This is a genomic window from Polyangium mundeleinium (genome assembly GCF_028369105.1).
Taxonomy (GTDB): Bacteria; Myxococcota_A; Polyangia; order Polyangiales; family Polyangiaceae; genus Polyangium; species Polyangium mundeleinium.
The window spans coordinates 12128238-12143615 of sequence record NZ_JAQNDO010000001.1; the positions used below are offsets into that span (position 1 = coordinate 12128238).

The 15378-nt window shown below is 68.7% G+C and carries 15 protein-coding genes; 6 read left to right on the plus strand and 9 right to left on the minus strand.

Going from position 1 to position 15378, the window contains the following annotated elements; all coding sequences use genetic code 11:
- Nucleotides 1–15: 15 nt before the first annotated feature.
- The 4 genes from POL67_RS47995 to POL67_RS48010 form a co-directional block, all read right to left on the minus strand.
- Nucleotides 16–1647, minus strand: a complete 1632-nt coding sequence (locus tag POL67_RS47995; protein ID WP_271928692.1) for a multiheme c-type cytochrome — start codon at nt 1645–1647, stop codon at nt 16–18.
- 56 nt (nt 1648–1703) lie between these two features.
- Entirely contained in the window at nt 1704–2768 is a 1065-nt protein-coding gene (locus POL67_RS48000; protein WP_271928694.1) for a hypothetical protein, read from the minus strand.
- A gap of 319 nt (nt 2769–3087) precedes the next feature.
- Nucleotides 3088–3540 (minus strand): hypothetical protein, encoded by a 453-nt coding sequence (locus tag POL67_RS48005; RefSeq protein ID WP_271928695.1) that lies wholly within the window; start codon nt 3538–3540, stop codon nt 3088–3090.
- Between the two features lie 185 nt (nt 3541–3725).
- The gene (locus POL67_RS48010) at nt 3726–5192 is read right to left on the minus strand and encodes an MlaD family protein (protein ID WP_271928696.1); all 1467 of its coding nucleotides are present in this window, start codon (nt 5190–5192) and stop codon (nt 3726–3728) included.
- A 110-nt stretch (nt 5193–5302) separates the two neighbouring features.
- Here POL67_RS48010 and POL67_RS48015 point away from each other — a divergent pair, with 110 nt between their 5' ends.
- Both POL67_RS48015 and POL67_RS48020 read left to right on the plus strand, forming a co-directional pair.
- Nucleotides 5303–6613, plus strand: a complete 1311-nt coding sequence (locus POL67_RS48015) for a tetratricopeptide repeat protein (RefSeq protein ID WP_271928698.1) — start codon at nt 5303–5305, stop codon at nt 6611–6613.
- A gap of 19 nt (nt 6614–6632) precedes the next feature.
- Entirely contained in the window at nt 6633–7841 is a 1209-nt protein-coding gene (locus POL67_RS48020; protein WP_271928700.1) for a CAP domain-containing protein, read from the plus strand.
- A gap of 3 nt (nt 7842–7844) precedes the next feature.
- Here the strand turns inward: POL67_RS48020 and POL67_RS48025 are convergent, their stop codons facing one another.
- Nucleotides 7845–8921: a cation diffusion facilitator family transporter gene (locus POL67_RS48025; RefSeq protein ID WP_271928702.1), complete on the minus strand. Its 1077-nt coding sequence runs from the start codon at nt 8919–8921 to the stop codon at nt 7845–7847.
- Between the two features lie 134 nt (nt 8922–9055).
- On the opposite strand from POL67_RS48025, the gene orn reads away from it, so the two are divergent.
- Together orn and POL67_RS48035 are read left to right on the plus strand one after the other, a co-directional pair.
- Nucleotides 9056–9610: an oligoribonuclease gene (orn, locus tag POL67_RS48030; RefSeq protein ID WP_271928703.1), complete on the plus strand. Its 555-nt coding sequence runs from the start codon at nt 9056–9058 to the stop codon at nt 9608–9610.
- 69 nt (nt 9611–9679) lie between these two features.
- A complete protein-coding gene (locus tag POL67_RS48035; RefSeq protein WP_271928704.1) occupies nt 9680–10564 on the plus strand; it encodes a hypothetical protein in 885 nt (294 codons plus the stop codon).
- Between the two features lies 1 nt (nt 10565).
- Here the strand turns inward: POL67_RS48035 and POL67_RS48040 are convergent, their stop codons facing one another.
- From POL67_RS48040 to POL67_RS48050, 3 genes are read right to left on the minus strand one after another with little or no spacing between them, the layout of a single operon-like run.
- Nucleotides 10566–11264 carry a hypothetical protein gene (locus tag POL67_RS48040; RefSeq protein ID WP_271928705.1) on the minus strand — a complete coding sequence of 233 codons (699 nt, stop codon included), beginning with the start codon at nt 11262–11264 and terminating at the stop codon, nt 10566–10568.
- Nucleotides 11261–12205 carry an ABC transporter permease gene (locus POL67_RS48045; RefSeq protein ID WP_271928708.1) on the minus strand — a complete coding sequence of 315 codons (945 nt, stop codon included), beginning with the start codon at nt 12203–12205 and terminating at the stop codon, nt 11261–11263. The genes POL67_RS48040 and POL67_RS48045 overlap by 4 nt, the downstream gene beginning before the upstream one ends.
- Before the next feature lie 31 nt (nt 12206–12236).
- Nucleotides 12237–12761, minus strand: coding sequence for a hypothetical protein (locus POL67_RS48050; RefSeq protein ID WP_271928709.1), 525 nt, complete (start codon nt 12759–12761; stop codon nt 12237–12239).
- A 387-nt stretch (nt 12762–13148) separates the two neighbouring features.
- On the opposite strand from POL67_RS48050, the gene POL67_RS48055 reads away from it, so the two are divergent.
- On the plus strand, nt 13149–13922 hold the full coding sequence (locus POL67_RS48055) for an alpha/beta fold hydrolase (protein ID WP_271928712.1): 774 nt from the start codon (nt 13149–13151) through the stop codon (nt 13920–13922).
- Nucleotides 13919–14797 carry a 1-acyl-sn-glycerol-3-phosphate acyltransferase gene (locus tag POL67_RS48060; protein ID WP_271928715.1) on the plus strand — a complete coding sequence of 293 codons (879 nt, stop codon included), beginning with the start codon at nt 13919–13921 and terminating at the stop codon, nt 14795–14797. Before POL67_RS48055 ends, POL67_RS48060 begins: the two co-directional genes overlap by 4 nt.
- A gap of 4 nt (nt 14798–14801) precedes the next feature.
- Here POL67_RS48060 and POL67_RS48065 read toward each other — a convergent pair whose 3' ends face one another.
- Nucleotides 14802–15356: a GNAT family N-acetyltransferase gene (locus POL67_RS48065; protein WP_271928717.1), complete on the minus strand. Its 555-nt coding sequence runs from the start codon at nt 15354–15356 to the stop codon at nt 14802–14804.
- Nucleotides 15357–15378: the final 22 nt, after the last annotated feature.

Genomic DNA, 15378 nt, shown 5'->3' on the forward strand with positions numbered 1-15378 from the left:
GAAAATGGCGCAACGCTACTTGCCGTGCCCCGGGCCGAGCACGAGCTCCATCTTCGCCACCGGGTCGAAGTTCTCGACGTGCGGCGGGTGATGGCATTGCGAGACGCACGACTGCGGATCCGGCTTCAGGATGATGAGCCCCTCCGCATCCGGCTTCCTCGCGTGGAGCGACCCCGGCCCGTGGCACTCCTCGCATTGCACGTCCTTGAGTTTGTCCACGAACGTGACCGTCGAGCCTCCGGGTTTGTCGTAGCCCGTGACGTGGCAGCTCACGCAGTCGAGGTTGAACTCTTTGAAGTCCTTCTGCAGCGTCTCGTACGCCTTCGCGTGCGCCGTGCCGTCGTAGACCTTGCGCTCCTCGTCGTGGCAAACCGTGCACGCCTCGATGCCGATGAAGGTCGCCTTCCCCGCCGCCGCGGCCACGGGCTTGCGGTCGGCAAACGCCGTGCGGTTGTGCTCGTTCACGCGCTTGTAGTAATCGACGAGCTTCGTCGCCATCGTCGGGTCGGCGCCGAGTTTTTCGCGCACCTCGACAAGCTTGTACCGGAAGAAGCTGCCCTTCGGCGCAGGCATCGGTGCTTCGAGCTTCGCCCGCTCGGCGCGCAGCTTTTCAAGGTCGGCCTTGCGCGCGGCGAGATCCTCGGCCTTCACCTTGCCGCCCTTTTCCCACGATTGAATGCGCGTCTCGAGGTCACGAACGCGGCCCGCGAGCGAGACGAGCTCCTCGGCGCGCTCGATGCCGCTCGCGTCCGCGAACGAGAGGACTTCCGAATCCCGCGCGCGCACGTAGAGATCCACGACGCCCACCGTCTGCAGGTGGTTCGACGTCTCCACGACGAGCGTCGAGCCCACGCGCATCGGCGGCTTCGGCGCGTCGTTGTTATGGTCGGTCTCCTGTGGCTTGCCGAGCACCAGCACCGCGAGCTCAGGAATCGCGTCCGCGAGCCGCAGCGCCTCGCCGCGCGGGATCGCGGCGAGCCCCACGAGCACGCGCGCGCCCTGTTTTTTCGCCTCCGCGACCCCCGCCTTCATCGCGTCGAGCGCGGGCTTCGTGCGGATCCCGTCGGGCAGCTTCCCCGCGCGATCCCGCGGCTCGGCCACGCCGATGATCCCCACCTTCACGCCCGCGACCTCGCGCACCACAACGCCCGTCACGCCGGGCACGCCGTCCACGTTCCCCGCGAGAAGCGCCGATCCCGCGGTCGACACGTATTTCGTGAGCGCCTCGCCGCCGGCCGCCCAATCGTTCAAGCCCGGCGCCCACGCCACGAGCCCAAGCTCCTTCGCCGCCGCCGCGAGCGTCTCCGCCTTCCACGACTGCTGCGTCACCTCCTCGGGCCGGAGCGTCGGCTCGCCGAAGAGCATCGGACCCGCGCCGAGAACCAGGCCCGCAGGCACGCCGGCCGACTCCGCGCGGAGGAACGCCGCCAGGTGATCGACCCCGCCGAGCTGATCCTTCGTGCAACCACACGGCTCGATCGCGCCGGCGACCGTGCTCAGGAGGTACAGGCGTATTGTCGGCTGCGCGGGGGCCGCGTCGTCCTCGGCCGTGACAGCGGGAGGCGTCCGGCAACCCTGACACGCGGCCACGGTGGCTCCGAGGACGAGGGACAGGATGAGAGCCGTGCTAGGAAGCGCGCGAGGCATCGGACGGCTTGTAGCACAGCGCGCGGCGCTTCGTCGCCGGCCGGCCGCCTCGCGCCTCAGCCCCGCGACCGCCGCGACGACTTCGGCAGCGCCGCATATTCGTGTCCGAAGACCTTCCGATCGAGCGTGCGGCCCCGAGCATCACGCAGGGAGACGCGCCAGCGGACATGCACGCGTTCGCCGAGGTCGAGCGTCGGCCCCCATACGATGTGGTCGGCGAGCACGCGCGAGGGCAAGCGAATGCGCTGGCGACCGACATGAACGTTGCTGTCGGGTATCACCACCACGTCGCCCTCGCCGAGCACCTCGTGGCTCGTATCTTCGAGCGCGTAATGCAGCGTCGTCGGCACGTGCGCCCGGCCTTCGATCGAATACCGCACCGTCGCGGAGAGACGCGTCCCGGCCGCGACGCCGAGGATGCTGCCTTTTCCGACCCCCGCGGCGGCCTGGCAACGCGATAACGGAAAATCACCGAATGTGCCGATTCGAACAGGTACATGGGTCGCGTGCCACCGCCGCTGCAAGATCCCCTGCGATTGGTCGAGCGCCCGCATATCCGAAATGTATTTCGCGCCCTGAAACTCCAGATCACCGTCGGACGTTTGCATCGCTTCGAGCAGCGCTCCGGTGAAACGCGCTCGCCCTTCCCCCTCGGTCCCCACGCCGATCCGCGTCGCCCGCGCCGCAGCCACCCGCAGGCCTTTGCGCGCCCGGGCCACCGCCTCGACCCATTTTGGCACCACGTCCTCGTCGGGCACCGCCCCGACCACGAGATCGAGGACGAAAAGCACGGACGGCGCAGACACGCGCTCGAAATGGCGAGCGAGCGCCTCCGCGCCAATACACCCGTCCGCGACATGGAGCCCCTTGTCGCTGGCCCGACCTGAAAAATACACGACGAAGAACGGCGTGCTCTCGCGGGACGCCGCGTCGAATGCGCTGTTGACGGCCATTTTCGTGGCGTCCTCGCCCACGAGGCACGTCGCGACGGTGTCCGGCGGCCCGAGCGCGCCCGTGAACAGGCGAAACACGTCGCGGGCATTGGTCTCTTCGCACCCGAGCTGCGACACGCCGGGCACTCCGAGGCAAACGACACGATGACTGGCGCTGGGCGGAGCCATGACGACTTCCCTGGCGCGCGCGAGCAGGCCCGAGCAGCACGACCGGGCGAGGCGCGACCTGGGCCGGATACTGAACGAAGTTTCAGTTCATGTCAACGGGGCTCTCGATCCAGGTTCGGCGCGGGATCCACCGTGGAAAAACACCTGTGGTTCCAAGGGGACGAACGGACGTGCCGTTGGGCGGGATACGTTCTTCAGGGCACCTCGACCGGAGGGAACAGGGGGCGGTTGTTCAGTAGTACAGCAAGTGCCTCCGGTCGAGGCGGGCGTGAGGGGCGGGCAGGTTCAGGGAGCGAGGGCGCTGCGAGCGGGCGAAGGATCAGGCCGCTTTTCCGGGCTTCCTGTCGTGGGCGCGGCCCTTCTTCTTGTCGTGGCCGCCCTGCTTGAGGCCCTTCGCGGCCTTGCGAACCTCCTTGGCCTCGTCCTTCGTGACGGTGCCGTCCTGCGCGACGCGCTTGGCGGCGGCGCGCACCTCGGTCGCGCTCGCGTCGAAGGCCTTGCGGCGCGCGGCGCGGTCGGCCTCGGGGAGGTTTTTCTCCTTCATGTGGCTCTCCATGCGCCCGCGGGCCTTCTCGATGCGCTTCTCCACGTGCTTCGTGAATTGATCGGCCGGGATCGGGAACGCGACGCGCTTCTTCTTGCCGGCCTCGTCCCTGGCCTTGGCGCCGGCCGGGGCGCTGCCCTCACCCGCGAAAGCGACCGTGGGCGCGGCGGCGAAAGCGAGGCAAAGAGCGACGGCGAGGGGGCGGAAGAACGAGGGGACGTACGTCATGGCTGGCTCCTTGGGACAGCGCCTGTCTCGGCGCTCGCGAGGAGGAATTGCACGCACCGTGCCGAGCCCGTTCGCGCGGCGGATCCGCGATTTTCGCCGGAAATTGGCTGCGGAGCGATCGCCGCGGGCGCGACGTGCGGAGAGATCGGCGCGGCGCAGGCTCCGCACCGCGCGCGGGATGGATGTCAGAAGACGGGCGGCGCGAAGGGGAGGATCGTCTTCAGGTCCTTGTCGTTGAAGCGGAGCTGAAGGCCGATGAAGTAGTCACGCCGGTCGGCGTTCAGGATGTCGTCCACGCCGCCGAGGAGCCACAGTTTGCGGATGAACTCGTACGCGAGCGCGACCCTCCAGCGCGGCGAGACCTGCTCGCCGAAGCCGAAGAGGTCCTGGCGGAGCTCGAATCGATCGTCGAGCAGGTGCAAGTCGAGGCCGATGCCGCCCGTCGACTCCTTGATGCCGAAGCGGCCCGTGAAGGGGCCGAATCGCTTGGCGAACTGGAACGAGAAGCGAAAGGCGTTCGTCGTGACCGTCCGGACCTCGCGGTAATGCGGCGGGTCGTTCGGGTTCGTCGTGTCGACGTCGATCTGCTCGAACGTGGTGAGGCCGCGCGGGTCGTTGACGAGCTCGATGAGGTAATACTTGTCCTCGGACGGCTGGAGGCGCAGCTCGACGTAGCTCTTGATGGTGTTCGCGAGGAAGTTGTAATCGGTCCGCAGGCCGACGATGGTCTGAAGCCGGCCCATGCCGCCGACGAGCTCGCCGACGTCGCCGACGGCGCTCTCGACCTCGTTGATGAGCGTCTCGTCCTTCGAGAGCTTGCCGAGCGTGCCCTCGCCACGATCGATCCGCGCCGCGACGTTGTCCGCGTGCGCGAGCGCGCTCTCGAGCGAGGTCGTCGCCTTGTCGATGCGCGCCGCTGCGTTCCGGAGCTCGCCCCCTTTGCCGTTCTCGCCGGGCGCACTCGTCATCTTGCGGACGTCGCCCGTCACCTGCCGCAGGTTGTCGAGGATCGCGTTGATGTTCGGCTGCGAGTTCTGCGTGATCGTGTTGATGTTGTTGATCGTGTCGCGGACCGCCGTGCGGTTCTCTTTGACGGTCTCGTTCAGCGCCTCGGTGACCTCGGCGAGGTTTTTCAGGATCTTTTCGAGCTGATCCTTGCCCGTGTCGCTGCCGACGGTGCCCTTCAAGGACTCGGTCACCGTTTTGACGTCCTTCAGGATCTCCGAGACCTGCCCCTGCAAGGACTGGATCGAGGGCTCTTCGATATAGTGCGTGATCTGCCCGCGATCCGGGATGCGCGGCGTGCCTTCCGTCCCGGGCGCGAGCACGATGTAGTATTCGCCGATCAGGCTCGTCGCGCGCTTGCCAATGGCAGCGTCGTCGAAAAGCGGGGCCGTCGGGAACATCTTGATGTCGACGCGCGCTTTGCCGCCGTCGAGCCAGATGCGGTCGACCGTGCCGACCTGGATGCCCTGGATCATCACGCGCGAATGAGGTGCGACGCCGGTCACGTCGGGCAAGTACGCCCAGACGCGATAACCGTTCTCAGTGCCCGCATCGGGCGAGATGAAGCGATACGCGCCCCACGCCGCAGCCGCGAGCGCGACGGTCATCAAGCCGACCTTGGCGCCTTTATTGACCTCGATGCCCAAGCGAGCCGAGCGTACCACGGAAATGCTGAAGAGACGCGCTCGTTTCGCGTGGTCACCGGGGCGATCACCAGGGAGCGACAGGCGCGCCGAAATTTGCTACCACCTGAGGCATGCGTGGCGTAGCTCGGGCAGCGCTCGTGACGTTCGCGCTCGGCGGGATGGGCTGCACCGGCGCCGCGCCGATGACGCCCGCCCCCACGGCGCCGGCCACAGAATCGCAAGCCAGAGGGGACAGGCCGGCGTGGCTCCCCGCGTACACGGATGCGCAGCGCGCGTTGCTCGCGCCAGTCGATACGCCGATTCAGGCGCCCGCATCGCGCGTGTATCCGGACCTGCATCGGTTCGAGTACGCAGGCCCCGCGCGCCTCGACGATCTCAAGAGGACGCTCCGGTTTTCCACGTTGATCGTCACGGTGATCGAGAAGTCCCCGCGGCTCTACGCGCTCGACGACGCAGCCCCCGAGCTCGCGAACCTGATCGCGCAGTACGGCCCGCCCCCGGCCGCAGAGCCGGATCCGTGGCAAACGGCGGAGGTGGTCCCCAAGAACCGCACGCTCACGCTGGCGCCGGTGAAGCTCTCGGACGAGGCGAAGGCGTCGCTCGCGACGGCCCGCGCGAAACGCGACGCGGGCGATACGAAGGCCGCCGTCGAGGCGTTTCGCGCGGCGCGCGGGTTCGCGCGGGCCGCGGGGATCGCGCTGGAGCTCGGGGAGATGCTCGTCGCGCAAAAGCAGACGCAGGAAGCACGCGAGGCCTTCGAGGATGCGGTCCGCATCGACCCCACGCTCGCGACGGCGCACCTCCGCCTCGCCGAGCTTGCCGAAAAACGAGGGGATCGCGACGAGGCGCGCCGCAGGCTCGCCGAGGCCATCGCGTTCTGGCCCGCCTCGCGCCGCGCGATGGCGCTCGCCGACCGGCTCTCGAACGGCCTCGCCTCGTCGCGTCACACGCGCCTGCCCTTGTTCCAAGTCTTCTTCGACGTCGACAACGCGGGCGCGATCCACGTCGGCTCCTCGGGCGGCGATCCCGCGCGGATCTACGCTGGTTGCCGCGCCGTGATGCGCTACGAGCCCGAGATCCGCGCGCGGATCTTCGAGCAGCCCGAGGACGTGCCCTACCACCTCACGATGATGGAAGAGCTGATCTGCCTGGAGTCCGCGATCGGGACGTACGTCGCCGCGCGCATGTCGAAGGAGCGCGCTCCCGCGGATCCGGCGATGGACGCGCTCCTCGAGGTCGCCCACGAGGAAGGGCTCGGCGGGTACGTCATGACCGAGATCCTGGGCCGGCACCGTCCCGAGCGGGCGCGGGTCGCGCCACGGGAGGTGCATGAGGCCATGGTGCGGTACGTCGAACGCACGATGCTCGGCGCGCCGCTCGTCGCCGACCCCGCGCAAGGGGTGTACACGGCGGCGCGTTGACACCACCCGGAGATCGTCGATGAACGCTCATGCGCGCCGATTGCACCGAGGTCCGTCCCTCCTCCACGCGCTCGTTTGCTCGCTTCCCGCCCTGGCCGCCCTGGCGCTGCCGCTCGTCGCCTCCGCGGAAGCCGGCGCGCTGCGCGTCACCTGGAAGCAAGCCGTTTCGTCCCCGCACCCCGCCGCGAAGGCCGGGCCCCGCGAAGCCGCGCTGCTCGGCCTTTGCGGGCCCGCTGACAGCGCGCTCATGGAGGTCGCGGGCCTCGTGGCGCGGCGCCAGCTCGACGGGGCGAGCGCGCTGACAGCCGACGAGCTCGCCTTCGCGCTGCGCGCCGCGGGAGACCCGCACGTGTGGCCGAAGGCATGGTCCTTGTCCGGGGTGAACCTCGACGACGCGGACTCGGAGACGCGTTTCAAGGGGTGGATCGGCGGGCTTCGGTCGCTCGGCGCGCGGCGGTGCGGGGTCGCGAAGCTCGACGGCGAAGCAGGGGCTTCGGTCGCAACGGTGATCACGTTCGACGCGCTCGCGGACATGGCGCCGGTGGCGACGACGGCGCGCGTGGGGCAATGGATCACGCTGGAAGGGACGATGCTCGTGCCGGCCTCGGGCGTGCAGGTCGTGCTGCTCGGGCCACGCGCAGCGCCGCGCACGGTGCCGAGTTCGCTGTCGGGCGGGAAGATTCGCTCCACGTTCGCGGTGGACCAGCCCGGCGCATGGCTCGTACAGGTGCTCGCGACGGTGTCGACGGGGCCGCGGCCCGTGCTGGAAACGACGATTTACGCCGGGCAAAAGCCGCCGAGCGAGTTCGTCCGAGCCGCGGTGCCAGGCGAGGAGGCGGCGGCGGGCGCGAAGGACGACGCGGACGCGATGCTGCGCATGATCAACGCGGCGCGGATCGCCGAAGGTCGCAAGCCGCTCGTGCGGGACGCGGCGCTCGACAAGGTGGCGCGGGCGCACTCGGAGGAGATGATGAAGGCGCGGCTCGTGGGCCACGACGTGGGCGGCGGCGATCCACGCAAGCGCATCGAGGCCGCGGGGATCCAGGCGGCGATCGCCGGGGAAAACGTGGCGAGTGCGAGCTCGCTGCCGAACGCACACCGGGCGCTCTGGGCGAGCCCGTCACACCGGGGCAACCTGCTGCTGGAGCGATTTTCGCGCGTAGGGGTGGCGGTGTCGCGCGGGACGGATGGGTCGTACTGGGTGACGGAGCTGTTCTCGGGGTCGTGACGCTCAGTTCTTCCCTTCGTTGGAGGTCGAAGGATTTTCCCCCTGGGACTTGCGGCGGAGGGGGACGAGCTGAGGCTCGGAGGAGGGCTCGGGCTGGATGGTGCAGTGCTCTAGGGCGTGGGCCTCGCGCATGCGCGCGGCGACGGCCTGGACGACGTCGGTGCCGTGGAAGCCACGCGCGATGACGATGTGCACCGTGAGCACGTCGAAGCCCTCGGAGATCGACCAGACGTGCAGGTCGTGAAAGCCCACGACGCCAGGGACCTGCAGGAGCGTCTCCTCCACATGCGCGATGTCGATCTCGATGGGGCTGCCCTCCATGAGCACATGCGAGGTGTCGCGCACGAGCTTGAAGCCGCCCCAGCAGATCAAGAGCGCAATGACGGCGCTGATGACCGGGTCGGCCCGGGTCCAGCCGAGCGAGAGGACGAGCACGCCGCCCACGATCGCGCCGACGGAGCCGAGCGCGTCGGAGAGCACGTGCGCGAGCGCGGCGCGGGTGTTGATGTTGTGCCCCTTGTCGCCCAGCGAGAGCACCGCCGCGGCGAGGAGGTTGACGACGAGGCCGGCCACCGCGGTCGCCGTCATGGCCGTGCCGTCGATCGAGCGCGGCTCCTGGAAGCGCTGCACGGCCTCGCCGAAGATCCACACGGCCGTGAGCGCGAGCGCGACGCCGTTCGCGAAGGCCGCGAGCACCTCTGCGCGGCGATAGCCGTACGTGCGGGCGCGCGTGCGCTGCTGCGAGGCGATGCGCTGCGCGATCATGGCCAGCGCCAGCGCCGCCGCGTCCGCGAGCATGTGGCCCGCGTCCGCGAGGAGCGCGAGGCTGCCCGACAGGAAGCCGACGACCGCCTCGACGACCATGAAACCCGCGGTGATCGTGAACGCCACGACGAGCCGCCGGATCGGCGTGCGCCGTAGCTCGCTCAGGCCATGCGCGTGGCCGTGGTCGTGGTCGTCGTGCGCGTGGCCCTTCGTGCGTTTGTCGTGATCGTGGTCGTGATCGTGGTCGTGCTCATGACCGTCGTGATGCGCGTGGTCGTGATGCGCGTGGTCGTCGGGGTGCGCCGCACGGGCCATGGCCGGGAGGGTAGTCCATCCACGAGCGGGCGAAGACACCGATCGACGCGCTCGGGCCTCGGGCGCTCCGCTCGGGCGGGCCGAGCGGGTCAAAACTTGGCGGGGGATGGGCTTCGTTGACTATGCTCCGCCCCATGGCCGAACCGTCGGACCGCCTCGTGTGGGTGGACCTCGAGATGACCGGGCTCGATCCACAGCGCTGCGCGATCGTCGAGATCGCGACGATCATCACGGACTGTAACCTCCGCGTCGTGGAGGAGGGCCCGAACCTCGTCATCCACCAGCCGCCCGAGGTGCTCGCCACCATGAACGACTTCGTCCGCGACCTGCACGCGCGCTCGGGGCTGCTCGAACGGATCCCGACCTCGAAGGTCACCCTCGACGACGCCGCCGCGCAGACGCTCGCCTTCGTACAGAAGCACGTGACGAAAGGGACGGCGCCTCTCTGCGGAAACTCCGTCTGGAAGGACCGCGAGTTCCTCGATCGCTACATGCCCGCGTTCGTGGCGCACCTGCATTACCGCATGATCGACGTGTCCACGCTGAAGGAGCTCGTGAAGCGGTGGTGTCCAGAGCGGCAGGCGCCGAAGAAGAAGGAGACGCACCGCGCGCTCGACGACATCCGTGAATCGATCGAGGAGCTCGCCCATTATCGGTCGCTGCTCTTCGCCCCCCTCGCGCGCGCTTGATGATCGCCGTGTAAGGCGAAGGCTCGAGCCTCGTTCTCCTGCACACGCCACGGAGAACGGATACCCGCCATGATCGCCCGCACGCGCTTCGCCTCGACAATCGCCCCCGTCCTCGCCTCGATCGCCCTGCTCGCCGGCTGCGGCGGCGCGCCTGCGCCGATGGCCGACCCCCAGGCCTACGCCGCCGCGCGGCCCGAAATGGTCGCGCCCGCCGCGCCCGCACTCCAGCGCTCGTACTTCACGAAGGACGTCACCGGCGCGCTCACCGAGCAGGACCTGCAAACCGTGCTCGAAGCGCCGATCGATCTGCAGCTCCCCGCCCGCATCGGCGTGATTCCCCTGGCCGAGCCTTTTGATCCGAAGGGTTCGCCCTCCCTCGGCCTCCGCAACACCGCGTCACACCATTTCGCCAAGGCACTCGCGGGAAATCCCCATTTCTCGCAGGTCACCGACATCTCGACCGATCTCCCGAACGTGGGCGGAATCGAGGGGCTGCGCGTGATCGCCGCTCGCTACCGCCTCCGGTATCTCGTCCTTTATTCGGAGCGCTTCGAGGACAGCACGCACCTGAACGGCTGGGCGTGGCTCTATCCGACCGTGATCGGCATGTTCCTCGCGCCCGGCGTGACGGTCGAGAGCCAGGGGATCGCCCAGGCCGATTTCCTCGACGTGCGCACGGGGACGATCCTGTTTTCGGTGACCGAGCCGCTTCAGGTGTCGAAGAAGGAGCAGATGATCGGCGCAGCGCGCTCCCACCGCGACGAGCAAGGGAAGATCGCCGCGGACGGGGCGCGCTCGCTCGCCAAGCGCGTGCACGTCCAGACGAACGCGCTCGTCGCCTTCGCCGAGGCCACGCACGGCATGCAGCCGAGGCCGAAGCTCCTGCCCCCGCCCGTCGTCGCGTCCTCGCCCGGGACGGGTGTGGCCTCGGAAATGGGCCTCGCCAAACCCTGAATCAAGCGCGCCAGAGCGCGAGCACCCACAAGAAAACACCGACGAGCGCGACGAAGACGCCCGCCCGCGCCCGCGCGAGTTCGAAGACGCCCGACGACGCGCTCGAACGGCGCAGGGCCCACGCCGCGCCGCCCGCCCACGCGACGAACGAGACGAGCAGGAGCACGACCCACGGCGTGCGCGGGGCCTCGTCGCGGAGCAACGCCGCGAGTTGCTTTTCCTCGATGCGCTGCGGCGGCTCGGTCCGCGTGCCCGGCGGGCGCGGCGCCGCGGCCTCGATCCGCGCGATGGCCACGTTCGCGCGGTCGAGGTCCTCCTTGTGCGGCACGAGCAGCCAGCGGGTCTCGAGCGCCGCCGTGCGGACGCCGCGCCAGGCGAGGAGCGCGAGATCCCGATCGCCGAGACCTTCCGCCGTCGTAGCAATCGACGCGAGCCGCTCGTAGGCGACCCGCACGTGCGGCGCGCCCGGCGCATACCAGCCCGCGGCCCTCCGCGCCCGCACCGTCGCCTCGTACGCATCGCCGCGCCGCAAGGCCGCCGTGCTCTCGGCGATCTCCGATTCGCCCGACCACACGACACGCGCCGTCACGGCGCCGAGCAAGAGCCCGACGATCGCCACGGCTCCGAGCGCGCGCACGACCCGCGTGACGAAGCGCGCGCGCGCCGGCGAAATCGAGGGCGAAGGGGCCGCGTCGCTCACAGGAAATCACGCTCGTTGAAGACGAGCGCAGCCACGGCCAAAAGCCCCAAAGACCAGCCGAGCGACGTGAGCGAGGCCATGCCGAGGTACGAAGAGAGCTTCACGTCGATCGCCTCGCCGACGAGCAACGGCCGCGGTGGCACGAAGATCTGCAGGTTCGGGACAATCTTCGAAAGCCCGACACCCATGTCGTGAATCGTTTGTCCGAATTGCTTCACCGGCAGCCGCGCCAGGTTGTCGGCGTACCGGCCCACGATCCACACCCCGAGCGTGAAAAGCGCCGACAGAAACGGCGTGGAGAACGATGCGAAGAGCGTGGCAGCCGCGGCGACGATCGCGATCTCGAGGAGCGTGAGCGCGCTCGACGCGAGCACCACGCGCCGCTCGTCGGGCGCGACGTCCGAGAGCACGACGCCGAGCACGAGCATGCCCGCGGCCCACGGGATCACGCCGTAGGTGCGCATCGTCGGGATCCGCCAGCCGACGAGGACCATGAGCAAAAGCCAGCCGAGCGGCCCGCCCACGATGCGATAGAGGTGCACAGCCGAGTCGGGCGCGCCGAGGCCCGCGCTGAGCAGGAGCACGAGGCCCGCGTCGGCCATCACGAAGACCGCGATCGTGAGGAGCGTGCCGAGGTACTTGCCGACGAGGTACTCGCCGCGGCGGATCGGCCGGGCGAGGATGGGAAAAAGCGTCTTCTGTTCGAGCTCGCGGTAGAGCGAGGTCGCGCCGATGACGATCGCCACGAGCAAGCTGAAGATCGAGATCGAGGCCGCGCCGAGGTCGCTCACGACGCGCGGCGCGTTCTTCAGTGTGAAGGCGCCGACCACGAGCGCGAAGAGCGACACGAAGAAGGCCATGACCGCGAGCCCGAGCAAGATGCGCGCGCGCACCGACTCGCGGTACGTGTTCAGGGCGATGACGCCGATCCGGCCGAACATGGCGCGGAACGTATCACGAAGCGATCGGTTGTCAGACCTTGCGTACGCAGCCGCCGCCCACGTCGAGGAAGCGGCCCCGCCGCAAGGCCGACTCGAGCGCCGCGTCGAGGCCCGTCAGGATCGATCCGCCGCGCTGCAAACGCGCAAACGACAGACCCGTGTTCGACGCGGCCCAGTAGGCCGCGAAGCGCAAGGCCGCGTCGCGATCGGTCGGCTCGCGGTCGAGCGCGTTCACCAGGCAGAGCGTCCAATCCTCGGACGAATAATCCTTCGCGTCGGTACGAATGGCCCGGATCTGGCCGCGCTTCGGCCGATCGAAGCGCCCCGCGCGCAGGCCGTTGTCGATCGCTCGCTCGACGGCGACGCGCGCTTTGGCCTTCTTGGCTTCGTCCTCCTCGTCGGCGAGACCGAGCAGGACGAGCGCGTCGAGCGCTTGCCCGACGGCGTCGTCCCTGTCGAGCGCGCCCTTGCCGAACAGGATCTCGAAGACCCAATCGACCTGCGCGTCGCGGCTTGCGAGCACGAAGCCCGGCTCGCCGTGGTTTTCCGATTCCACCCGAGGAGAGGCCGACCTTCGCCGATTTCGAGGAGGTGTCATTTTGCCCGTTCCAGCCCCGGATCGAGGCCGAGCGAGCGGCGTATGTACTTCGGTGTGGGCGCGCCGTCGAGCCCCCACGATGCACCCCAGGAAAAAGCTTTCCTTCGCGTCGTCGCGTGATGTGGGCAATATTTCACGGGTTCGGCGCGACGCGCGCCCCGACCCGGAGGTGCGTCACGGCGAATGGTTTCGCTCGACGTCGCTCGCCTCGTCACTACCCTCGGGCGCGTGGTCGTATCCGGTGGTCAGGGTCAGGGGCGTTCGCAGTCGTTTCCGTTCCCTACGCGCTTCGCCGCGCTCCGCCGTGGGAACGTCGCTTACTTCGACGCCGGAGAGGGTGAAAGCGTGGTGTTCGTCCACGGACTCGTGGGTGATTTCACGCACTTCGAACATCTCATGAAGCCCCTCGCCGGACGATTTCGCCTCGCAGGGCTCGATCTTCCGGGCTGCGGGCTCTCGTACAAACCGAGGACGCGAAACACGATCGCGGGATACGCCGATACGCTCCTGGAATGGTTGGATGAGCGTGGGATGCATCGGGTGACGCTCGTCGGGCACTCGGCCGGAGGGCAGGTCGTTGCACAGGCGGCGCTCCAAGCACCGGATCGGGTCGAGCGGCTCGTGCTGATCGGCGCGGCGGGGATGCGGCGGTACCCCCCCGGAACGCCGTGGCTCGCCGAGACGCTCCTTCAGCCTTGGCTCCTGTCGCGCACGCTCGACCGGCTCGCGATGCCGATGCTCGACCACGTGTTCGTCGCGCGAAACGCGTATACCGAGAAATTCGTAAAAGACTCCCTCGACAGACCGATTCACCCGACCATGGATGAAATGGCGAAGGTGTTTCACGACCTGGCAAAGGATCTGGTGTCCCCGACGATCCTGGAGAATGCGCACCTCTTCCGCATGCCAGTCCTGGTCGTCTGGGGAGAGCGGGACCGACTGATTCCGCAGGAGAGCGCGGCCGAGGTGGCAGCCAAGCTACCGAAGGTTATAATGAGAGTCATTCCTGGGTGCGGCCACTTGCCCATGATCGAATGCCCGGACGAGGTCGTCCGGACGATCGATGGCTTTTTCGGCTCCGTGATCGTGCCCGAGGTGACGAGGACGGCCCCCGCATGAAATCCGAAGACGCGCAGCATTCGAGCGCGCCGCGAAACTCCCGAAAATACGGACATACCGTCCCCGAGATCCGGACCGACGTCGTCCGTCGCTCGCACCGCATCATCTCGCGGATCGTGAAATCGTACTTTCGCAGCGAGATTCGAGGCGCCGAGCGGCTCCCGTCGTCCCAGACGATCATCGTCTCCCACCACGACGGCGGCGTGCTGCCGATCAATGGCCTTTGCCTCGGCGTCCACTGGTACGACCATTTCGGCTTCGATCGTCCGCTCTACGTCCTCACGCACGATCTCCTGCACAGCCTGTGGGATCCGTTCTCCCGCCTGCTCGCAGATTCGGGCCTGCTCCGCGCTGACCGCAACGCCATGGACGCCGTGCTCGAGCGCGGGCAATCCGTCCTGATCTTCCCGGGCGCCGCGCGCGAGTCGTTCCGCCCGTTCTGGCACCGCAGGAACATCGACCTCGGCGGCCGCAAGGGCTTCATCGCGCAGGCGATCCGTTGGGGGCTGCCCATCACGCCCGTGGTCTCCGCCGGCTCGCACGAGACCGTCGTCGTACTGTCGGGTGGCCACGATTTCGCGAAGATGCTCGGCATCCCGAAAATCGTTCGCTCCGCCGATGTATGGCCCCTGCTCGCAGGGCTGCCGTGGGGCGTGTGGGCGCTGCCGTTCCTGCCGCAAATCCCGTTGCCTGCGAAGATCACGACCGAGGTCCTGCCCCCGATCCACCTCTCCGAAGCGCTCGGCCGTGACTTGAAGCCCGATCATGCCTCCGATCCGGAGATCGTGCAGGCCGGCTTCGACCTCGTCGTCGGCCGCATGCGCAAGCGCCTCGGCGAGCTCTACGACGAGCGCAAGTACCCCGTCCTCGGCTGATTCTTCAGCGCTTGCGTGGCGAGCACCACTCGCGGCGGAGCAAGCCGTAGACGCACTGATCGATGCGGCGGCCGTGGATCATGAAATGCTCGCGCAGCGTGCCCTCGTGCACGAAGCCGAGCTTCTCCGCGAGCTTGCGCGAGGCGCGGTTCGGCTCGCTGATGAACGCGTAGAGCCGCGCGAGGTCCGTCTGCTCGAAGACCCGATCGACGAGCGCCGCCACCGCCTGCGTGGCGATGCCCCGCCGATGGTGGGCCTGCGCGACGTGGTAGGAGAGCTCGGCATGGCCGAGGCGAAAGCTCGGCCGCAGGATCGAGACGATCCCCACGCACTCCTCCTGCCACTGCACGATCCAGCGATGCTCCTGCTTCTCGGGATCCGCGAGGTCCGGCGTCGACGCAACGAGGCGGCGGCGCAGCGCATCCACCGACCAGGGCTCGATCGGCATGTGACGCTGGGCGTGCGCCTCGCTCCGCCAGCCGAACCACAGCGGCGCATGCGCGGCGCGCGGCGGCACGAGCTGGACCTGGGAAGCACGCGGGACCGCAGAGATGGACATCGTCATCGCAAGAAACGCGGTG